Source organism: Thalassotalea montiporae, from assembly GCF_053485855.1.
Window position 1 is genome coordinate 112,073 of sequence record NZ_JBQRUO010000003.1, and the last position, 20,904, is coordinate 132,976.

Here is a 20,904-nt window from a genome sequence, read left to right on the forward strand (position 1 = left end):
TAATTTTCAGAAACTCGTTAATTTTTAGATAGTAGCGGATTAGCTTCCGTCTCTTGGCCAATGTCTACTTGTTCAATTTTTTCAAAGCGACGGGTAATTTTATCTGCCGAGGTATGAATTTGTTTAACATCATTTGCCGCTTGGTCGATATGGCGTGCTAAGTTGTTAAAACGCCCTTGGAAGCGGCCAAAGTCTTGCGCCAGCATGCCCAAGTGCTCTTGAATTAAATGCACTTGCTGTTTAGTCGCTTCGTCTTTAATCACCGCTCGTGCCGTAGTTAAAATGGCCATGAGCGTAGTTGGCGATGCTAACCACACACGTTGTTTATTGGCATATTCAACCAAGTCAGCATGGTGGGCATGAATTTCCGCGAAAACCGCTTCAGCAGGAATAAACATAACTGCACCGTCAGCGGTTTCATTTTCAATTAAATACTTGCTGGCGATATCGTTAATATGCTTTTTAATATCTTGCTTAAACTGCTTTTCCGCATTTTTACGCACCAACAATTCATGCTCAGGGTTGGTCATGGTTTGGTAGCTTTCCAGCGGGAATTTCGAATCCACCACCACATTACCTGTCGGTTTTGGCAGAAATAAAATACAGTCGGCAATCTTACCGTTCGATAAGGTATGTTGCAGGGCAAATTGGCTCTCAGGTAATACATTTCGCACTAGCGAGTTTAATTGTACTTCACCAAAGGCACCGCGCGAGCGCTTATCCGCTAACACTTCTTGCAAACTCACAACATTGCTGGAAAGCTCCGTAATCTTCTTCTGCGCGTCGTCAATTAAAGCCAAGCGTTTAAGAATATCGTTAAAGGTTTGGGTGGTTTTTTCAAAGCCTTCACTTAAGCGTTTGTCCACCTGACCACTAATTTCTTGCAGCCTTTTATCCGTTGATTGGGTGAGCTTTTCAATACTTTGCGCCTGCTCATCACGGTTCACTTTCGCCATCAAGGTAAGCTGCTCTTGCAACTGCTGCTGTTGCTGACGAAACAATTGGTTTAACGACTGAAACTTCTCAAAGAGCTGCTGCTGGCTATTTTGATCACTTTGTTTATGTTGTTGCATCAACTGCAACTTAGTCTCTGCCATCAACTCTTTAATTTGATGCTGATTATTGACATAGCCTTGCTGAAACTGCTGAATCAGCTGGCTTAAATTCGCCTCAATACGGGCAACTGACGCTTGCTGCTCGCTCTGGTTTTTCTGTCTAAAAACACCAACTAGATTGATTAGAAAATTAAGGATAACTAAGGCAAGTATTGAAATTAGCAATAACTCGCTAGTGGATAACTGTTGGAAAAATTCGTTCACTGGCTCACCGTGAAAACGCTTATGTTTTGTCGAGCAAAGCAACTAAGCTAAGCCCTTTTAACACAAACACTGTAAATATTAACAGTTATTAGTAACATAAATTAGCACAATAGGAAATGCTAGCAGTGGTAATAGCTTGAAACTAGCCAGAATTTAGTGTTTTTCGTGCAATGAAAACGACAGTATCATAGACGAATGGGGACATTAGTTCGAAAGAAGCTATCAACTTCTATCAGTAATTAATTTATTAAATTTAACATGTATATAAATACAGTTCATGATGAATCCTTCTTTCCGCGGTGAAAGCGCGCAAATTGCTCCCTTTTAACAAGCATATGTTTTTTCGTATTTGCTAAGTTATTGGCTAGTATAGAAAAGTACTATTCGCTAAAGTAAATACTAATAAACTAAAAGTTAGGGGCTGAGTGTGGAAAGCGCGCAATTTGCCTTCTAATAAACTGTTAGAAGAATAAAGGAGTAGGTTTGGAAATCGAAGAGTTTTTCAAAAACACAATAACTGGTATTTTATTGCTAAGTTGTTTCGCAAGTATTATGTCAGTAGCACTATTAAAACTAGGTAAAACTTTTCTTTATAATGTATTTCCCAGATATAGAAACAAAATAAAATCGATACCTAGGTTAAGAGCATACAAACAAGGATATTCGACAAGTTATATTAATAATGATGACAGCGGTAGGTTTGCGACTTCTTACTTTTTCTATCACATGTCATTGTTGGTTTTATGGTCAATATTTGTCGCATTTTGCTTTTCTGTATTTGCTATTATTGCTCTCAGTAGAGAGCTAGTTGAAATTGATATATGGATCTTTATTTTTCCATTTCTCGGCTTTTCTTCATCATACAAAGCTTTTGAAAGTTATGAGTATATCTATCGTATGTATTTGTCGTCATGGGGCAAAGCAATGAAACACGCTGAAAAAACATTTTATGAAGCATATCCTGATGGCGTTAATAAAGTGGAAAATTCTTCTAACAAGAAAATCAAATCGGACTAAAAACGCTTGGCTTAGTTCGCTGCGCTCACAAGTATAGCCAAGCATTTTTAGCCGTTTATTTAAGCGTTAGGTTTACTTTAATTTAGGAGTAATTTGAAATTATGCCGAAGGATTGGATCGATGTTGCAGATACTGCTGTTAAAATAGGTTTAGGCTCCTTGATAACAGGTATATTTACTTATTTAGGTGTTAAATTCAGTAGGAAATCAGATAGAGCGCAATTTAAATTAGAGCACAAAACTAAATTACTTGAACAAATATCTAGTGACGCTGAAGGGTATTTCTCTGCTTGGAACCTCTTAATTTCACCAGTTTCAGCAGCTGCAAAAAAACTTCCACATGATGAGCCCGTGAAAGAGTATCCTGAGCGTAACCTTAAAATGATAAGAATAAGAGACGGAGAATTAAGAGATTCTTGGACACAAAAGCATGCTGTAGTTTCTAAACTTAGCCTGTTAAAAGCAAACGACGCAAGTGAAAAGTTCATATATTGTGCTGAAGCTGAAAAAGAGCTTCGCGATGCTTTGTGGTTTGATGAAAGTTACTTAAATTATAATCAAGTAGAAGAATACAGAAATAGAGTCAGGACGCTACAGAAAGACTTCTCTGAAGCACTAGCTAATTACTACAATGAAATGTAAACCTAACAAGCCAATGCAGGCAGGGACTTTTAACAGTTGGCTTCCGTCACTGCGTTCGTTATTTTAGCCAACTTATTAAAAGCCCCTGATTGGGGCGTTAGGTGTCATTCGTATTGCATTGAAGTTTTTAATTTTTCAAGCAATTTGTAATATCAAGTACAGGCTTACTTAAAGGGAGTTTTCTTCAGCGCTAATGGATTAATTCAACGCCCTACTTTCCATTAGCCAATTAACCTTTTAAGTGTCATTAAAAATGTAAACATAGGTGTTTTTCCAAGCGCTCAGGTGTTGGCGGCAAAGCCGCGAGAGTTGTGCTAAACACCTAACAAGTAGTTCAATCGGACTTGTAACGCTTGTCTCGGTTTTTGCAAAAAACGCAAAAACACAAGCCAATCATTACAAGCCGGTTAACTAAAGCGTTAGCTTTACCATGAACCTATTCGAAGATTGCAGAAAATTATTATCTTATTTTGATGCGGGATACCTCAAGGCTGAAAGTGTTGTGTCTTGGGCTGATAAACAAGTTTTAAAATATAACGGTGACTTACCTGATTGGTTGATGGATTTAAGTACCTATGGCCCTGAGAAATACAAAAAGATAAATGGTTTAAATTATCCTGAGAGTTACAAGCTTTCTTATATAGAAATTTTCGATCTCGAAGTTGAAATTACAGATTATAAGAACTCACTTGAACTTAGAAATTTTATAGACAAAATATCTATGTTGGCTATGGGAGAAGATACAAATATAGAAAAAGTTTGGGTTGGCTATCGTATCGATGATGCAGAAAGCTCTGATAACCCTTGTGATGCTTTTTTAATAGCCAAAGACGCAATTATTAAATTTAAGCCACATTGCTTAAATCTAAGTAAATTAGTAGGGTAAAGCTAACAAGTAGTTCAATCGGACTTGTAACGCTTGTCTCGGTTTTTGCAAAAGACGCAAAAACACAAGCCAACCATTACAAGCCGGTTAACTAAAGCGTTAGGTGTCATTCGTATTGCATTGAAGTTGTTAATCTTTCAGGCAATTTTTGATATCAAACACAGGCATACTTAAAAAGGAGTTTTCTCTAGCGTTAATGGATTAATTCAACGCTCTACTTTCCATTTGCCAGTTAACCTTTTAAGTGTCGTTAAAAATATAAACTTAGGTGTTTTTCCAATTACTCGGGTGTTGGCGGCGAAGCCGCGATAGATTGGCTGAACACCTAACAAGAGACTATGGCGTCAACAACTAATTTTTAACTGTTGGCGCTTCCCATATCACACCGTCTCTGAGCATCGAATTTAATATCACCACCATCTTTCTGATACAGGCAATTATCGCCACTTTTTTGGGTTTGCCTGCAACGACTAATCGTTGATAGGTGTCTTTAAACACGGGATTACTTTGAATCGCTGACAGCATCGCCATGTATAACACCGTGCGTACTTGGTGCCGTCCACCTTGGATTCTCCGTTGTCCTTTATAACGCCCACTTTCTCGGTTCATCGGTGCAACGCCAACTAAACTGCTCGCCTGTTTACCCGTCACATAGCCAAGCTCTGGTAAATTACTGATGATTGACGCTGCCGCTATTTTGCCAATACCTGTCAGTATCGTATTTTTCGCCTGGTATTCGGGGCAAGATTCGATAAGCTCAACGAGTTTATTTTCAATTTTTAAGATTTGATTTTTCAACGCGGTGAGTATTGGTTTTATCGTCATTAATAGGCTTTTCGGCAGCGATTGAAGGCGGTTCTTTTCCATCGTTTGCATCACAAGTAACTGATTTCTTCTGGCGACTAAATCACTCATGGCCTGCATGGTGCTTGGTTTGAGCTGTGACAGTGCTGGTTTGATGGCTTCCCCATAGTGCGCAATAAGCTGTGCATCAAGTTTGTCTGTTTTAGCACGTTGACCAATGGCACCTGCAAAGCGTTTGATGTGAATAGGATTAGCGATAACAAAAGGCAGTTTGCTGTTCGCACACGCCATAATAAAGGGCATTTCTAACCGTCCTGTGGCTTCAATAACGATGCGTTCAATGGGGTATTGCTTGAGTTTTGTTATTGCTTCTGCAATGCCTTTTTCGTCATTGGGGACGGTGAAGTAAACCTCTAACGGACGAAGGTAAATATCCAGTTGGTATTTACCTGTATCAACACCAACGTGAATCTTTTGATTGATGGCTGTTTTCATAATAAGCTAACCCTTGCTTGCATAATGCGGGTTCGAGACCCAGTAGACTATTCGAGTATGTTGCTTGGAGTCTTTTACAGCGTTCGTTCTTGTTACCGGTCTCTCAATTGAGGAGCCATTAATCAATCGAACTACTGTAAAAGAAGGCCTTAGTTGCCGCTAAGGCTTGGGTCTCACTTTACCGAAAATGGTTATTTAGGTGGGTTATTATCCATACAAGAAAATCAATCGGACTATGCAGTTCCCCCGTTTTAGTGGACACCTCCTGATTTAAATGAGGAGGCCATTATGCCCAGATACACCAAACACAAAAAAGGCGCTTATAGCGCCTTTTCAATACTTTTTTAAACCATATGTTTAAAGCTATGAGCTCAAAGCCAAAAACAAACTAGCTTTGGCTTACGCCCCTAATTTTTCATCTAGCTCTTCAATTTTCGCCTGCCAAATAGCAGGACCAGTCACATGAGCAGATTCACCTGTGCTGTCTACAGCAACGGTTACTGGCATATCTTCAACGTCGAACTCGTAAATCGCTTCCATACCTAAGTCTTCAAAGGCAACCACTTTTGCGTGTTTAATCGCTTTTGATACTAAGTATGCGGCGCCACCTACAGCCATTAAGTACACAGATTTGTTGGCCTTAATAGACTCGCACGTTGCTGGACCACGTTCCGCTTTACCGATTGAACCAATTAAGCCGGTTTGCGATAACATAAGGTCAGTGAACTTATCCATGCGAGTTGCGGTTGTTGGGCCTGCTGGGCCTACTGCTTCATCGCCAATAGCATCTACTGGGCCAACGTAGTAAATAAACTTATCAGTGAAATCTACTGGTAACTCTTCACCGTTTGCCATCATTTCTTGAATGCGCTTATGAGCTGCATCGCGACCGGTTAAAATCTTACCGCTTAGTAACAAGGTCTCACCAGTTTTCCACTCGCTCACATCGGCTTTTTTCAAGTCGTTTACATTAACGCGGCGTACGTTTTCACCGACTTCCCAAGTGATTTCTGGCCAGTCTTCTAATTTAGGCGGTGTTAAGTCCGCAGGGCCTGAGCCATCTAAATGAAAGTGCACGTGACGCGTTGCCGCACAGTTAGGGATCATCACCACTGGCTTAGACGCCGCGTGTGTAGGTGCCGAGTTGATTTTCACATCAACGACAGTGGTTAAACCGCCAAGGCCTTGTGCGCCAATGCCTAGCTTGTTAACACGTTCGTAAATTTCTAAACGCAATTCTTCTTCAGCATTTTGTGGGCCACGATCAATCAGTTCTTGAATGTCTACTGGATCCATTAAGCTTTCTTTGGCTAATACACCTGCTTTTTCAGCGGTACCGCCAACACCAATACCAATCATACCCGGTGGACACCAGCCAGCGCCCATTTTGGGTAAGGTTTCAACCACCCAGTCAGCGATTGAGTCAGAAGGGTTTAACATCGCCATTTTGGTTTTGTTTTCACTACCGCCACCTTTAGCAGCAATCATAACTTCAACTTCGTTGCCTTCCACTAGGTCGATATGGACAACTGATGGCGTGTTATCTTTGGTATTTTTACGTGTGCCTGCAGGATCAGCCACAATCGACGCACGCAATGGGTTATCTGGGTTCATGTATGCGCGGCGCGTACCTTCATCAACCATTTGCTGAACTGTCATCTCAGTGCTGTCCCACTGAACAGCCATCCCCACTTTCACGAAACAAGTCACGATACCCGTGTCTTGACAAATTGGGCGCTTACCCGTTGCCGACATGCGTGAGTTAATCAGAATTTGTGCAATGGCATCTTTTGCCGCTTGGCTTTCTTCTTTGTGATAAGCCTTTTCAAGCGCTTGAACGAAATCCAATGGATGGTAGTAAGAAATGTATTGCAGCGCATCTGCAATCGATTCAATAAAGTCTTGTTGTTTAATGATAGCCATTTACTTTTATGCCCTCTTAGCGCTCTTGCTGAGCTGATGTTTATGCTTTCAACTTTGCTAAAGCTTGCCCAAGCTTTGCCTTGAGTGTAATGCAGTGAGGTTTATTTACTCGTCACTCAAGAGTTGAAAGTTAAATTTTTGCCGATATGATACCCTGCTTATATCAGTGCTGCTAGTCAATTATTGTGATTGCGACTATAGATATTTTCCATAAAAAGCACTGAATTTTTCAATGTAAACGCTAGCCACACAGGTGTCATTTGCCAGCCCTAGATAAGAGTTTTGAGCTTGTTGCTCGCCCGATTAATGTTTCTGAGCCACAAGCGGTTGTCAGCCTATTTTCCCACTATGCGAATCAGCCTTGGAGCTTTTGGTTAGACTCCAACGAAAGCGATCACCAAGATAGCCGCTTTGATATTATTGTTACAAATCCAGTGCTGACGATAGAAACAACAGCGAAGCGCAAAGAACATAGCAGCGGTAACCTAGCCCATGCAGTAAGCACTAAAGTCGTTGCTCATAGCATTGAATATCAAACACTAGCTGGCGAGTCTTCTGGTGACCCATTAGCACTGTTAAAGCAGCTTGAACGCAGCGTTTTTGAAAACGTCACTCTACCGGAAACTCACTTGCCGTTTAAAACAGGGGCGATTGGTTATTTTAGTTATGACCTAGGTCGCTGTTTTGAGCGCTTACCAACAATCGCCAGTGATGATATTAATTTACCTTTGATGGCGGTTGGTATTTACACTCAGGCACTGGTGTTTGAGCGCCAGCAAAGGCAACTGTATTTAATAGCGCCATCTGAAACGTGGCAACAGCAAGCCGATAAGGTAATGACGCTTGTCGCTGCTAAAATCGACCACAGCGATAAATCAAGTAAAAGTAACAAAAGAGAGCAGCAAAGCTTTTCGTTAACCTCTGATTGGCAAGCGAATATGAGCAAGGCGCAATATCAGCAAAAGTTTGCGCAAGTGCAAGCATATTTACACTCGGGCGATTGTTATCAAATTAATCTCGCGCAACGTTTTCAAGCAAGTTATCAAGGGGATGAATTTAGCGCTTATCTAAAGCTTCGCGAGGCTAATCAAGCGCCCTTCTCGGCCTTTATGCGCTTGCCAAGCCACAGCATTGTCAGTATTTCACCTGAGCGCTTTTTACAGTTATCCGGCAATAAAGTTCAAACCAAACCAATCAAAGGCACGTTAACACGTGGTGAAACTGCCGAGGCTGACAAAGCCAATGCCGAGCAGCTCAGTAAATCAACTAAAGATCGCGCGGAAAACCTAATGATTGTTGATTTACTTCGCAATGATCTGAGCCGCGTTTGCCAAGCTGGTAGTGTTAAAGTACCTAAATTGTTTGATATTGAAAGCTTCCCCGCTGTGCATCATCTCGTGAGTACCGTTGAAGGCGAGTTAGCGAGCGAACACGACGGTAGCGACTTATTACGGGCGGCTTTTCCGGGGGGCTCAATTACAGGCGCACCCAAAATTCGCGCCATGGAAATTATTGAAGAGCTAGAGCCACACCGCCGCAATTTGTACTGTGGCTCGATTGGCTATTTATCGGCATGCGGCAACATGGACACCAGCATCACCATTCGCACCCTAATTTGCCAAAACCAGCAAATTTATTGCTGGGCTGGCGGCGGCTTGGTAGCCGATTCAAAAGTTGATAGCGAATACCAAGAAACTTTTGATAAGGTAAGGAAGATACTACCCGTGCTAGCCAACTAGCAGCAGGGTAAAGGTGCAATATAAGTGCAATAGAACAAAAGTAAGGTGGAAAACAAATTATGAATAAGCAGGATTTTATTCAAAAATTTCAGCTACAACCACTTGAACCGTCAAGCCAAACATTTGTTTTCCCAAGCAAGCTGAAAGAAGCGGCAGTATTAATTGCGCTTTGTGAGATGAATAAAGGTGAAGTTAGCAATGCTGAGGTTGCAAGCGACAAAGCGCAAGACGAACTTTCTTTATCTGTAGTGTTAACCAAACGCGCTAGTCATTTAAAACATCATGCTGGGCAAATTAGCTTTCCTGGCGGTAAAGTCGAAAGTTCAGACACCTCAAAAGCAGAAACCGCACTGCGCGAAGCGGAAGAAGAAATTGGCTTGAATCGCCAACAAGTTACTGTACTAGGCCAACTAAGCGATTATCACACCATTACTGGCTTTAATGTTACCCCTGTGGTTGGCGTGATCAGCGGGGATTTCGATTTATCGATTGATGAAAATGAAGTAGCTGAAGTATTTACTGTGCCGCTTAAACATTTTATCGATGGTGATAGCCACACTAAACTGCCCATGTACCATCGCGGTCACAAGCACTATGTGCACTTTATGCCCTACCAAGAACACCAAATTTGGGGAGCTACTGCGGCCATCATCGCAGATTTAGTCGCTCACCTCATGCCGCAACCTGCTTAACCTTCAAGCACCCACACATCACTAGTCAACTATTCCTGACACTGTCATCTATAATTTAGCTAACAAGCTAAGACACAAGTTTTTAATTGAATAGCTTTTCGGTAGAATTGCCGAATTATATTTCTCAATAAAATAACTATACGATTATTTATTCAGGTATTTGCATGATAAGTGTATTTGATATGTTTTCCATCGGTATCGGCCCTTCCAGCTCTCACACCGTTGGGCCAATGCGAGCAGCAAAATTATTTGCGGAACATTTAGCTGAGCAAGCGCTAGTGGCGAAAACTGATCGCATTCGCTGTGAACTCTTTGGTTCGCTCGGTCAAACCGGAATTGGCCATGGCACAGGCAAAGCGGTAATTCTTGGGCTTACTGGTCAAGCACCAGAGAGCATTCCAGTCGAGTCGATAGAGCAAATTCTTGCAGATACCGTTGCCAGTGAACAAATTAACTTGTTGGGCGAGCACAAAATAGCTTTTCCAAAAGCAAATGCGATTGTCTATCACCGCCGTAAAACCTTGCCTGCTCATGCCAATGCAATGACCCTTTACGCATACCATGCTGACGAGGTGATTTTTGAAGAAACTTATTACAGCATTGGTGGCGGTTTTATTGTCCAAGATTGCGACTTTGAGAAAGAGAAAGACAAAGCACTATCGCTGCACACCAATATTAAACGCCCACATATTTTTTCAACTGCTGACGAGTTAATTAAAGAAGCGAATGAAAAAGGGCTAAGCATCAGTACCATAATGATGAATAATGAGAAGTGTTTATCAGATGAAGCATCGATCCGCACTGGTTTGGTTGCCATATGGCAAGCAATGAAAGACAGCGTTGAGCGCGGTATGCGCACAGAAGGCATTTTACCCGGCGGTTTAAAAGTGAATCGTCGCGCTCCTGCCCTGCATCGCTCGTTATCGGTCGAGAATAACAACGATCCATTAAGTGCCATGGACTGGGTGAATTTATTCGCCTTGGCTGTAAATGAAGAAAATGCAGCGGGTAGTCGCGTAGTTACCGCACCGACCAATGGCGCTGCGGGTATTATTCCAGCTGTGCTTTGCTATTACGACAAGTTTATCAAACCGGTTACCGATGAAGATTGTATCCGCTATTTATTAACCGCCGCAGCGATTGGTATTTTGTATAAAACTAACGCGACCATCTCTGGAGCTGAAGGCGGCTGCCAAGCTGAAGTTGGTGTTGCTTGTTCAATGGCAGCCGGTGCCCTGACCGAAATCATGGGTGGCTCACCAACACAAGTGGAAAATGCCGCCGAAATCGGCATGGAACACAACCTTGGTTTAACCTGCGATCCGGTTGGTGGTTTAGTGCAAGTACCATGTATTGAGCGCAACGCCATGGGCGCCGTAAAAGCCATTAATGCCTCACGCTTAGCACTACGCGGTACTGGTACACATAAAGTTTCACTGGATAAAGTGATTAAAACCATGTGGGATACCGGTAACGATATGAAAACTAAATACAAAGAAACGTCACGTGGTGGCTTGGCGGTAAATATTATCGAGTGTTAACTAGCCGCCCAATCAAGTATAAAAAGCTAGGTATAAAAAAAACGAGCATTAATGCTCGTTTTTTGTTTGTCGTATCAACTTAGACTCACTACTTAGTCGGTAACTCAATATCCGACATCATCTCGTCTATTTCGACATTATTTTTCAACAACATGGCTTTCGTTACTAAGTCGCGATTTAAGTGCGGTGCAAAACGTTCAATAAAGTCGAACATATAGCCACGTAAGAAGGTGCCACGTCTAAAACCAATTTTGGTGGTACTGGCTTTAAATAAATGGCTAGCATCTAATACCACTAAATCGCTGTCGGTTTCTGGATCCATTGCCATGGTAGCAATTACACCAATGCCCACACCTAAGCGTACATATGTTTTAATCACATCCGCATCAGTTGCAGTAAACGCAACTTTTGGCTCACAACCTGCGGCACTAAACGCTTTGTCTAGCTCTGAACGCCCCGTAAAGCCAAATACATAAGTGACTAGCGAATACTGCGCAATATCAGCAATGGTTAAATTAGTCACTTTAGCTAATGGGTGGTCTTTGCGAACAATGATGCTGCGATTCCAGTGGTAACAAGGCAACATAATCAAATCGTTGTATAGGTGCAAAGACTCAGTAGCAATGGCAAAGTCTGCTTCACCTTTTGCTGATGCTTCGCTTATTTGCTGCGGTGTGCCTTGGTACATATGCAGTGATACTTTAGGGTATTTTTTCATAAACCCTTGAATAACATCTGGCAATGCATAACGCGCTTGAGTGTGTGTGGTTGCGATGCGAAGCTTGCCCTCGTCTGGCTGAGTATGCTCGCGGGCGACCGCTTTGATCGCTTCAACTTTATTGAGAATTTCTGTCGCAATGTTGATCACTTCATGGCCTGCTGAAGTGACATGGGTTAAATGTTTACCGCTACGACCAAAAATTTGAATGCCTAATTCATCTTCCAACATTCGAACTTGCTTACTAATGCCGGGTTGCGAAGTGTAAAGGCTCTCGGCTGTTGCCGAGACATTGAGGTTATTGTTTAGTACCTCAACAATGTATCTTAGTTGTTGGAGCTTCATTTTATTCCATTACCACATTGATTTTGAGTATTTTTATTCCAAAAATATATACTTAAATACTGCAATATTCCATATTATTTTTAAAATTTTACAGCTTATAACAAAAGTTTAGCAAGCTTCCGCCATATTGCTTGGAGTTTTTACTGTTTTACTCATCTTCATTTGCAAGTAGCCGTATAAATTAGAATGTTTTTCCTAATTTCAGATATTTAGCGCTATGCTAAACAATACAATTTTTGTAGACTGCTATAAGCTGTATCAGATTATTTAATTGAGAAAAAAACATGATAGCAATAATTGTCGGATTGATTATCGCACTCATTATTATTGTCGTAGTTGTGAGCGCAATCCAGCAACACAAAGAAAAAATGGAAGCTGAAAAGCGTGCACAAGTTGCCAAGCACAAAGCTATCATTGATGAAACAGAAGAGCTGATCATGGCAATGGCATTATTGCCAGAGAACCCAACTGTTGTTGAAGTGCTAAGCCGCCGTAGCTTGAATGCAGCAAAAGCAATTGAGCAAATTATGCCTGAAATGAAAGGTGTTAAAGGCCGTATTCAAGAATTTGAAAATCGCTTAAAAGCGTCTGCTGATATGGCGGCTAGCAATAGTGGCAAAGAACAACAGTTCACCCTACCTGACAATGAACAACAGCTTGTGCAAATTCTACAATGCATTAAAAAGCTGCGCGCAACCTTAAAATCTGAGCAAAATAAAGGCGCATTGGATGCTCAGGTATTTATGCAGCAAGACTTACGTTTAGACTCAATGCAGATCAAGATAAATATTGAGAGCTTACTTAAACGCGGTAACGCAGCATACTCAAAAGAAATGTTGGGCTCAGCTCGTCAGTACTATGAAAAAGCCTTATCTTCGATTGATAATACGGCAAATCAAAATGAGTACACGCAAAGTAAAAAAGCTGAAATTCAAGAAAAGCTGCAAGACATTACTAACGAATTGAAGAACACCAACGCTCGCGACGCAGAAAAGAAAGCCAAGAGCGAAGAGGACGATTTGGACTTGCTATTCCAACCAAAGAAAAAGTGGTAATAGCGAATTACCTTTCGAATACCAACAACCGGCCTAGTGCCGGTTGTTTCGTTCTATGCATAGGCTTTTAAGGGAAACAAAGTTTTCATATACTAGGCGCTTTACCTAATTATCATTAGTTGCTTTACCACTCGTTGTGACAAAACATTCATCATCTACAATCGTGCTGCCGTCGTTTTTACGTAAAACGATGAAAGCCTATGCACTTAAGGCTGCTATTCGCGAGTGTGGCTGTGAGCTCAATCGTATTGGTCGATCGCGCAATTGGCGCCTTATTGCCGACAAATACCAACTCCAAGACATTATTGACTTTATTGAAGCAAATGATGAGCAGAGCTGGTTGTGGCTGGCAAAGCATTTGAAAGCCCAGCAAGAAACACTGACACATGATGACTTAGTGTTTATCGCGAAACAAAATACGGGCATTACAGTTAATCAATTGATTGCAAAAACTGACTGCACAGCTGCGCAAGCCAGACGTGTAATCGACGAGTTAGAGTTTCTTTGATTTAGATGAATTAGATTTAAGCAGACCTACCCTATTCGCTCCTTGTCGCTTTCTCCCTTATCTTCCCTCAAGATCAATCAATAAAACATTTAGCATTTACAATCAATCACTTAAACACCTTTAGCCTCTTGTACATTTCTTATTAGCAACACTCGTTGTGCAGTTTTTCTTTACAAAAAATCACATTAACACTATATTGATATCATATTGATATCACTTAGAGGTGTTTATGAAAGAAAAATTAGGATTTTCACTCAATGGTTATTTAGCAGCGCTGATATTACTGGTGCTACAAGTCCTATCGGTGATCAGTTTAATCAGCTATGCAGATCAGCCTAGCGCGCCAATTGGCAGTATTTTATTCATCCTGATTGTCGGTGTTTGTTGGCCAGGCTTATTTATTATTCAACCTAATCAAGCCAAGGTAATGACCTTCTTTGGCAGTTACGTTGGCACAGTTAAACACAGCGGTTTGCGTTGGACGATTCCGTTATTTGTGCGCCGCAATATTTCACTTCGTATTCGTAACTTTGAAAGCGGCCAGCTTAAGGTTAATGACAATCACGGTAACCCGATTGAGATTGCTGCAGTCGTTGTTTGGGCAGTAGATGACACCGCAGAAGCGGTATTTGAAGTGGATGATTACGAGAGTTACGTCAGCATTCAAAGTGAAGCGGCATTGCGTAATATGGCGACGACCTACCCGTATGACCTGCACGAAGGTGATGCTGTCGCACTACGTAGCCACCCTAAAGAGGTTTCTGAGTCGTTAAAAACAGAAATTCAGCAACGCTTAGATAAAGCTGGCGTACATGTTTTGGAAGCACGAATCAGTCATTTGGCCTATGCACCAGAAATTGCCAGTGCTATGCTCCAGCGCCAGCAAGCGTCAGCGATTGTCGCAGCACGCAGTAAAATAGTTGAAGGTGCTGTTGGTATGGTTGAAGCTGCGCTAGCAAAATTGTCAGAAAAAGAGATAGTTGACCTAGATGAAGAGCGTAAAGCAGCGATGGTGAGTAATTTATTGGTAGTGCTGTGTGGCGAGCATAATACTCAACCTGTGATTAATGCTGGTAGTCTTTATTAGCAGTTGGCACCCTTTGTTACCAATCACTAGGAGATATTATGGCAGCGAAGAAAAGCTTTCCACTACGCATTAACCCAGATGTGCTAGCCGCAACACAGCGCTGGGCAGACGATGAATTGCGTAGTGTTAACGCCCAAATTGAATATCTGCTTAGGGATGCGCTGATTAAATCTGGGCGAATTAAACTCGTTCAGCAAGTAGTGACCGAAATTGAAGTCTTGGATACAAGCACTGCTGACAGCAAGAAAGAAAAGAGCACCAAATAAAAGAGTAAAGAAAATAGCTCAATAAAAAATAAAGTAATAAAAAAGGAGTGAGTTGGCCAACTCACTCCTTTTTAGGTTTACTTGACCCGCCCCAAATATGGCTGTTTTATAAGCTTACTGCTGGAAACGATATACACTGCCTAGCGCTAAAATTTGCGTTAATTCATCAAGTGCCGTGCGCGATTCTGTGACTAACGCAGGGTCACGTAAATCATCGAACGTTAACTGGTCGCGATAATGCTTATCAACCCAAGTATTTAATTCGATAAACTTAGCATCCGTTAATAAACATTGCTGGTTAACGGCATTCACTTCTTGCTCGCTCATCGCTACTCGTAAACGTAAGCACGCTGGGCCACCACCATTTTTCATACTTTCGTTCACATCAAAGTAGTGAACTTGCTTGATTGGTGTATTAAGCGTCACTAATTCATCTAAGTAAGCTTTTACGCTTGGATTATCATGACAATGCATTGGCGCAATGATGGCCATTTCACCAGACGGCAAGGTAATAATCTGTGTGTTAAATAAGTAAGTGCTAACACAATCAGCAACGGATACTTGCTCAGTTTTAACCTCAACCGCGTGTAACTCACCACCAAACTTAGTGCGTAATTCGTTTAGGAACAGCTCGGTATCAAGGAAAGCTTCTTGGTGATAGAAAAGCACATTTTGGTTACCGACCGCGATGACATCGTTGTGGAAAACCCCTTGGTCAATTACGCTTGGGTTTTGCTGTACATAAACAGTTTGAGCGTCAGACAAGCCATGTAAACGCGCGACCGCCTTACTTGCTTCAAGAGTTTGGCGTGCTGGGAATTTACTTGGCATCGGTTTGTTACGATTAAAGGCGTAACGACCAAATGTGAAGATCTCCACACCTGCTTCATGATAATCACCACATAGGCGCGTATGGTTTGCCGCACCTTCATCACCAAAGTGATCATTGTCTGGTAAGTGTTGGTGATGTACGAAGTGGTTTTCGTCGTTAAATGTCGCTTTTAAAATATTGCCTGTCGTATCTGGCTCTAAAGAACGGTGAAACTTATTGGTTAAGTTTGCAGGAGTAAAATGTACCTTACCATCAGCAGTGTCTGCTGCAGGTGATACGGTGGCAGCATTGGCTGTCCACATACTTGATGCCGAACAACACGCTGACAAAAGTGCTGGTGCTTGCTTGTACGCTGCTTCCAATACTTGGGCATCAGTACCGGTAAAGCCAAGGCGACGTAGTGCATACATATCAGGACGTTCTTGCGGCGCTAAAATACCTTGTGTCATCCCCATGTCATGCAAGGCTTTCATTTTTTTCAAACCTTGCTTAGCCGCTTGTTTAGGGCTAGAGGTATCATTAGCGTTGCTTAACGATGCAACATTACCTTCCGACAATCCAGCGTAGTTATGGGTTGGGCCAACCAAGCCATCAAAGTTAACTTCTTTGCTGTTTACTAGCTTTGTATTCATTATTACTCCTAATTTTGACGGCTTTTATTCACTGTGAGTTGCGTGTTATTTGCTAGCTTGTCATCGAATGTTTATTCAATTGCTTAGCGGAAAAATAATTTGCAAAAATTGCGCGCATTACACTAAACATCACTAACAAACATGACTAAATAATGTTCAAGATATAGCACAACGCCTAACTTTTGCGTTTCATTTACGCTTTTGACACTCAACCTAATACACAGGGAAGATTTGTCTAGCTGCACTTTTTAAACGGATAAGGAAACAATCCGCACTAAAATTTGAAGGTTATTATGCCTTTTTTTACTAGCTTACCAAAGTTAAATTGGCTAACGGAAAGCCCTAAACCCCTTATTTTAAAAGGGCTCAAGCAAGCTCTGTGCATAATTATTCATGTGCCGATGATATTAATTCTTTCCTTATTAGTGCAATTCAACGGCCATCACAAAGTGGCAAATCATAAAAACAGAAAAGCCGCAATAAGCGGCTTTTTGTATTCGTTTTGGCTTGCTGTTTTCAGCTTATGCTTGGGCTTTTGTTTCGCCTTGTGCATCAGCTAGGCCCTGCTCGCCAGCAAATTTATCAACCCATAAAGCAATAGCACCATCACCAGTAACATTACAAGCCGTACCGAAGCTGTCTTGCGCTAAGTAAAGAGCAATCATCAGGGCTAATGCTGCATCGGTGAAACCTAGCATAGTGCCGAGTAAACCAAGCGCTGACATCACCGCACCACCTGGTGCGCCCGGCGCAGCAATCATGGTTACCCCTAGCATTAAAATAAACGGCACCATGCCGCCAATACCTGGTAAGGCAATTTCAGGAGTTAATAACATGACCGCAGTCGCACAAGTTACGATGGTAATGGTTGAGCCACTTAAGTGAATTGATGCACAAAGTGGTACGGTAAAGTTAGCAATACCATCGCGTACTTTGTTTTCTTTGGTCGCACGAAGGGACACTGGAATTGTTGCTGCGCTCGACATTGTACCTAGCGCGGTAAAATAAGCCGGAAGCATGTTTTTTAAGAGGCTAAGCGGTGATTTACCCATGGCTGCGGCACTACCGATATATAGCACTGAAATCCATAACCAATGCATCACAATCGCCAGCACTAGCACTACACCAAAAGTTTTCAATGTTGAGAATACCGTGCCATCCACCGTCATTTCCGCAAATACACCGGCAATGTATAGCGGTAAAGCTGGAATAATTACCTTACTTAATAACACTTCCACAATATCACGCGCTTCGTTAATGCCCTTACGCAAGCTAGTCGCATTAATTGCACTAATACCGATACCTAAAATAAAGGCTAACGCTAACGCAGTCATTACCTCAAAAAGCGGTGGAATGCTAATATCGATAAAGCCTTTGAGCTTTTCGCCTTCCGCGGCAGCTTCCAAGGCATTACCCGACACTAAGCTCGGTAAAATTGAGCTAGCAATTAGAAACGCTAACGTACCGGCCACTATGGTTGAGCCGTAGGCTAAACCGACGGTTTTACCAAGCAGAGAACCTGAGCCTTGCGGCAAAGATGCGATACCGCTAGCAATATAAAAAAGAATAATCAGTGGGATGGTAAATTTAATCAGCTGGCCAATCAGTGTTTGCGCAGTAAACAGCAATTGAACAATAAAATCTGGCGCGTAAAGGCCAATCAGCATACCGCCAACGATACCGGCGATGAGTTTAATGACTAGGTTCATGAATGATCTTCTCTCTGGAACAATATTTTTGTTGTTATGGAATTTATAAAAATCTTATGCAAGGCATTCTAACGTGTTTTTTAACTGCTATGCACGCGCTTGCCACTCAAGTGCAAGGTAAACCGCTTTTTTACCTTGAGCTTTTGGCAAGAAAGGCTGACAAATAAAGTAGTCTGGAATCGTTACTAGCTCAAGCTCCCCTGCTTCTGAATTCGCAAAAACAAACGGCATTCGCTTACGCTGCCATGGCGCAATGCTAAGCTCTTGTAATACCTTTTTCATCGACCGTGAATGGGCACGATAATCCGGCAGAATTTTAGGGTTATGATGGCGAAACTGAATAACAAGCTTATTCACTGAATCTGGTATCGCAATCACTAAGCTAGTTGGCTTCTCATTTTCTTTTGTTGCATTATTTACAGTATCGGGCACTTGTAGTTTGGTAACCACTAACTTACCTAAGCCATCCGGTAGTTCAACCGTTTGTGCATTGCTAGCTAGATCCGTCACCCTAATTTCGGCAGTAAATTCACTCACATCTGCAAAGCTTGGTGTAAAAAACAACTGGCCTTTATAGCGCCGTGCCCAAACATTACCTAGCTTAACTTCTGGCACTTTATCTTCTGCCACATTAAGTTGCTGATAAAGCTGTTGCAGCTGTGCTTGCGATGGCATTTGAACAGCTTCGCCCCTAGGCATTGTCAATTTAGCTGAAAGAAAGTAGCGAATAAGGTTATTGAAGCGTGCTTCGCTAAGCTTAGCGAGCTTTTCTATGGCTAAACCTGCTTCGTAATCAAAACTTGCTAAGTCTTGCGCGGCAAGTTCATCTACTAATTGCTGGTTTTGCTGGCAAAGCTCAGCACTGCGCGCTGCGGCTTGGCTAAATGCAGGCCAACGTGCAGTTAAGCTAGGAATAACTTCATTGCGTAAGAAGTTGCGGTCGTAACGACTATCGGCATTTGACTCATCGGTTACCCAATCTAAGTGTTGATTCGTTGCATAGCTTTCAATATCACTGCGTGACACCGATAACAAAGGCCGACAAAGCTTGTGCTGCGCTAAATCACTCTCACTTGCCATTGCTCCTAAGCCTTTAACGCCAGAGCCACGTTTCAGCGCTAACAACATAGTTTCTAGCTGATCATCAATATGGTGCCCAGTGAGTATTAGAGCAGGCTTTTCACTGGCAGCAGTTAACGCTTGGTATCTCGCCTCACGCGCCAAAGCTTCAATACTTTCGCCACTATTCAGTGCTAAGCTGACTTTGGCCACGTTAAGGGCAACACCTCGGCGCTCGCATTCAAGTTCAGCAAATTGCCGCCAGCTATCGGCATTATCACTTAAGCCATGATGAATATGGCAAACTAGCAAATCACGAACACACGCTTTTTGCTTTTCTTCTTCAGTACCTTGAGTAGCTTGGCTTTCTTCTTTTAATATTTGGCAAACCAAATCCAGTAATACTTGCGAGTCAGCGCCGCCACTGTAGGCAACAATCACAGGGTAGTTAGGGTACTTGCTAAAAAGCTGTCGAAGTTTATCGAGCGCGGTATTCATAAAGAAAAGATCGTAAAAATAGCAATAAGTGACAGATTAACAATAAAAAAAGCGGCTTAATAGCCGCTTTTTCGTGATTTGATTCGCTTTGCCTAAAATTAACCGGCTTGCTAAGGTATAGCTGGCCTAGCTCGGTTTATTTGGTCTAGCAGTAGCCAAACGACATTAAACGCTCGTAACGCTTTTCGATAAGCTCGTCTTTCGACAAGCCTTCAAGTGACGTCAAGTCAGCTTTAATCGCTTGTTTTAACATCGCTGACATTTGATCCATATCGCGATGCGCGCCACCTAATGGCTCTTCAACGATATTGTCAATCAGCTCAAGCTCTTTGATGCGTTTCGCAGTAATACCCATCGCTTCTGCCGCCGTTGATGCTTTTTCTGCGGTTTTCCACAAGATTGACGCACAGCCTTCCGGTGAAATTACCGAGTACGTAGAATATTGCAGCATGTTCACACGATCACCCACACCAATTGCGAGTGCACCACCTGAACCGCCTTCACCAATAACCGTACAAACAATTGGTACAGTTAAGCGTGCCATCACTTTTAAGTTACGTGCAATCGCTTCACTTTGACCGCGCTCTTCCGCACCTACACCTGGGTAAGCGCCTGGTGTGTCAATAAAAGTGATAATTGGCATATTAAAGCGCTCTGCCATTTCCATTAGGCGCAAGGCTTTGCGGTAACCTTCTGGGCGTGGCATACCAAAATTGCGTTTTACTTTTTCCGCCGTTGAACGACCTTTTTGGTGGCCAATAACCATCACAGGCTTGCCGTCTAAACGCGCAGTACCACCAACAATAGCTTTATCGTCAGCATAGGCACGGTCGCCAGCTAATTCGTCGAATTCATCAAAAATACGGCTTAGGTAGTCTTGTGTGTATGGACGCTGCGGGTGACGAGCAACACGAGCCGTTTGCCATGGGTCTAAATTTGCGTAGATTTTTTTCGTTAGTTCGTTGTTCTTATCACGCAATTGGCTGATTTGCTCTTCTAAATCAAGATTCAGCTCTTGGCCGTTGTTAACCAATTGCAGTTCTTCGATTTTTTCTTCTAGTTCGGCAATCGGTTGTTCAAAGTCTAAAAAATTTAATGACATATGCGTTGGTCTACCTAACCTGTCGTTAACTGATAT

The 20,904-nt window shown here is 42.2% G+C and carries 18 protein-coding genes; 10 read left to right on the forward strand and 8 right to left on the reverse strand.

All coding sequences use genetic code 11. The annotated features are described in order from the left end of the window. Positions 1 to 17: 17 nt before the first annotated feature. Positions 18 to 1,319, reverse strand: a complete 1,302-nt coding sequence (locus ACSLUR_RS11165) for a DNA recombination protein RmuC (protein ID WP_448554569.1) — start codon at positions 1,317 to 1,319, stop codon at positions 18 to 20. 483 nt (positions 1,320 to 1,802) lie between these two features. On the opposite strand from ACSLUR_RS11165, the gene ACSLUR_RS11170 reads away from it, so the two are divergent. From ACSLUR_RS11170 to ACSLUR_RS11180, 3 genes are all read left to right on the forward strand, one after another. Further along, a complete protein-coding gene (locus ACSLUR_RS11170; protein WP_448554571.1) occupies positions 1,803 to 2,336 on the forward strand; it encodes a hypothetical protein in 534 nt (177 codons plus the stop codon). Between the two features lie 101 nt (positions 2,337 to 2,437). Continuing rightward, the gene (locus tag ACSLUR_RS11175; protein ID WP_448554573.1) at positions 2,438 to 2,977 is read left to right on the forward strand and encodes a hypothetical protein; all 540 of its coding nucleotides are present in this window, start codon (positions 2,438 to 2,440) and stop codon (positions 2,975 to 2,977) included. Positions 2,978 to 3,407: 430 nt separating this feature from the next. Beyond that, positions 3,408 to 3,863, forward strand: coding sequence for a hypothetical protein (locus ACSLUR_RS11180; protein WP_448554575.1), 456 nt, complete (start codon positions 3,408 to 3,410; stop codon positions 3,861 to 3,863). 351 nt (positions 3,864 to 4,214) lie between these two features. On the opposite strand, the gene ACSLUR_RS11185 is transcribed toward ACSLUR_RS11180, so the two are convergent. Together ACSLUR_RS11185 and ACSLUR_RS11190 are read right to left on the reverse strand one after the other, a co-directional pair. After that, entirely contained in the window at positions 4,215 to 5,162 is a 948-nt protein-coding gene (locus tag ACSLUR_RS11185) for an IS110 family RNA-guided transposase (protein ID WP_448554577.1), read from the reverse strand. A gap of 399 nt (positions 5,163 to 5,561) precedes the next feature. Beyond that, a complete protein-coding gene (locus ACSLUR_RS11190; RefSeq protein WP_448554579.1) occupies positions 5,562 to 7,085 on the reverse strand; it encodes a fumarate hydratase in 1,524 nt (507 codons plus the stop codon). Between the two features lie 260 nt (positions 7,086 to 7,345). On the opposite strand from ACSLUR_RS11190, the gene pabB reads away from it, so the two are divergent. The 3 genes from pabB (at position 7,346) to ACSLUR_RS11205 (ending at position 11,057) form a co-directional block, all read left to right on the forward strand. Continuing rightward, complete coding sequence (gene pabB, locus ACSLUR_RS11195; protein ID WP_448554581.1) at positions 7,346 to 8,824, forward strand: aminodeoxychorismate synthase component I; 1,479 nt, start codon at positions 7,346 to 7,348, stop codon at positions 8,822 to 8,824. Between the two features lie 59 nt (positions 8,825 to 8,883). Next, entirely contained in the window at positions 8,884 to 9,516 is a 633-nt protein-coding gene (locus tag ACSLUR_RS11200) for a CoA pyrophosphatase (protein ID WP_448554583.1), read from the forward strand. 164 nt (positions 9,517 to 9,680) lie between these two features. Then, a complete protein-coding gene (locus ACSLUR_RS11205; RefSeq protein ID WP_448554585.1) occupies positions 9,681 to 11,057 on the forward strand; it encodes an L-serine ammonia-lyase in 1,377 nt (458 codons plus the stop codon). Positions 11,058 to 11,145: 88 nt separating this feature from the next. On the opposite strand, the gene cysB is transcribed toward ACSLUR_RS11205, so the two are convergent. Further along, positions 11,146 to 12,120, reverse strand: coding sequence for an HTH-type transcriptional regulator CysB (cysB, locus tag ACSLUR_RS11210; protein WP_116000774.1), 975 nt, complete (start codon positions 12,118 to 12,120; stop codon positions 11,146 to 11,148). Positions 12,121 to 12,404: 284 nt separating this feature from the next. Here cysB and ACSLUR_RS11215 point away from each other — a divergent pair, with 284 nt between their 5' ends. The 4 genes from ACSLUR_RS11215 to ACSLUR_RS11230 all read left to right on the forward strand — a co-directional run bounded on the left by ACSLUR_RS11215 (position 12,405) and on the right by ACSLUR_RS11230 (position 15,036). Continuing rightward, on the forward strand, positions 12,405 to 13,175 hold the full coding sequence (locus ACSLUR_RS11215) for a hypothetical protein (protein WP_116000775.1): 771 nt from the start codon (positions 12,405 to 12,407) through the stop codon (positions 13,173 to 13,175). 190 nt (positions 13,176 to 13,365) lie between these two features. Further along, on the forward strand, positions 13,366 to 13,683 hold the full coding sequence (locus ACSLUR_RS11220; protein ID WP_448554588.1) for a ribosome recycling factor family protein: 318 nt from the start codon (positions 13,366 to 13,368) through the stop codon (positions 13,681 to 13,683). A 229-nt stretch (positions 13,684 to 13,912) separates the two neighbouring features. Beyond that, positions 13,913 to 14,770 carry an SPFH domain-containing protein gene (locus ACSLUR_RS11225; protein ID WP_448554590.1) on the forward strand — a complete coding sequence of 286 codons (858 nt, stop codon included), beginning with the start codon at positions 13,913 to 13,915 and terminating at the stop codon, positions 14,768 to 14,770. Positions 14,771 to 14,808: 38 nt separating this feature from the next. Further along, positions 14,809 to 15,036, forward strand: a complete 228-nt coding sequence (locus ACSLUR_RS11230; protein ID WP_448554592.1) for a type II toxin-antitoxin system antitoxin — start codon at positions 14,809 to 14,811, stop codon at positions 15,034 to 15,036. Positions 15,037 to 15,150: 114 nt separating this feature from the next. Here the strand turns inward: ACSLUR_RS11230 and astB are convergent, their stop codons facing one another. From astB to accA, 4 genes are all read right to left on the reverse strand, one after another. Next, positions 15,151 to 16,500 carry an N-succinylarginine dihydrolase gene (astB, locus tag ACSLUR_RS11235; RefSeq protein WP_448554594.1) on the reverse strand — a complete coding sequence of 450 codons (1,350 nt, stop codon included), beginning with the start codon at positions 16,498 to 16,500 and terminating at the stop codon, positions 15,151 to 15,153. A gap of 521 nt (positions 16,501 to 17,021) precedes the next feature. Further along, on the reverse strand, positions 17,022 to 18,209 hold the full coding sequence (locus ACSLUR_RS11240; RefSeq protein WP_448554596.1) for a dicarboxylate/amino acid:cation symporter: 1,188 nt from the start codon (positions 18,207 to 18,209) through the stop codon (positions 17,022 to 17,024). Positions 18,210 to 18,296: 87 nt separating this feature from the next. Further along, on the reverse strand, positions 18,297 to 19,766 hold the full coding sequence (gene tilS / locus ACSLUR_RS11245; protein ID WP_448554598.1) for a tRNA lysidine(34) synthetase TilS: 1,470 nt from the start codon (positions 19,764 to 19,766) through the stop codon (positions 18,297 to 18,299). A 145-nt stretch (positions 19,767 to 19,911) separates the two neighbouring features. Then, positions 19,912 to 20,868, reverse strand: a complete 957-nt coding sequence (accA, locus tag ACSLUR_RS11250) for an acetyl-CoA carboxylase carboxyl transferase subunit alpha (protein ID WP_116000782.1) — start codon at positions 20,866 to 20,868, stop codon at positions 19,912 to 19,914. Positions 20,869 to 20,904: the final 36 nt, after the last annotated feature.

Excerpts from the sequence above, each read along its gene's own strand:
- ACSLUR_RS11240 (WP_448554596.1), bottom strand. The coding sequence starts at position 18,209 with ATGAACCTAGTCATTAAACTCATCGCCGGTATCGTTGGCGGTATGCTG.
- cysB (WP_116000774.1), bottom strand. The coding sequence starts at position 12,120 with ATGAAGCTCCAACAACTAAGATACATTGTTGAGGTACTAAACAATAAC.
- astB (WP_448554594.1), bottom strand. The coding sequence starts at position 16,500 with ATGAATACAAAGCTAGTAAACAGCAAAGAAGTTAACTTTGATGGCTTG.
- ACSLUR_RS11220 (WP_448554588.1), top strand. The coding sequence starts at position 13,366 with ATGAAAGCCTATGCACTTAAGGCTGCTATTCGCGAGTGTGGCTGTGAG.
- ACSLUR_RS11230 (WP_448554592.1), top strand. The coding sequence starts at position 14,809 with ATGGCAGCGAAGAAAAGCTTTCCACTACGCATTAACCCAGATGTGCTA.
- ACSLUR_RS11200 (WP_448554583.1), top strand. The coding sequence starts at position 8,884 with ATGAATAAGCAGGATTTTATTCAAAAATTTCAGCTACAACCACTTGAA.
- accA (WP_116000782.1), bottom strand. The coding sequence starts at position 20,868 with ATGTCATTAAATTTTTTAGACTTTGAACAACCGATTGCCGAACTAGAA.
- tilS (WP_448554598.1), bottom strand. The coding sequence starts at position 19,766 with ATGAATACCGCGCTCGATAAACTTCGACAGCTTTTTAGCAAGTACCCT.
- ACSLUR_RS11225 (WP_448554590.1), top strand. The coding sequence starts at position 13,913 with ATGAAAGAAAAATTAGGATTTTCACTCAATGGTTATTTAGCAGCGCTG.
- ACSLUR_RS11190 (WP_448554579.1), bottom strand. The coding sequence starts at position 7,085 with ATGGCTATCATTAAACAACAAGACTTTATTGAATCGATTGCAGATGCG.
- ACSLUR_RS11205 (WP_448554585.1), top strand. The coding sequence starts at position 9,681 with ATGATAAGTGTATTTGATATGTTTTCCATCGGTATCGGCCCTTCCAGC.
- ACSLUR_RS11180 (WP_448554575.1), top strand. The coding sequence starts at position 3,408 with ATGAACCTATTCGAAGATTGCAGAAAATTATTATCTTATTTTGATGCG.
- ACSLUR_RS11175 (WP_448554573.1), top strand. The coding sequence starts at position 2,438 with ATGCCGAAGGATTGGATCGATGTTGCAGATACTGCTGTTAAAATAGGT.
- ACSLUR_RS11185 (WP_448554577.1), bottom strand. The coding sequence starts at position 5,162 with ATGAAAACAGCCATCAATCAAAAGATTCACGTTGGTGTTGATACAGGT.
- ACSLUR_RS11215 (WP_116000775.1), top strand. The coding sequence starts at position 12,405 with ATGATAGCAATAATTGTCGGATTGATTATCGCACTCATTATTATTGTC.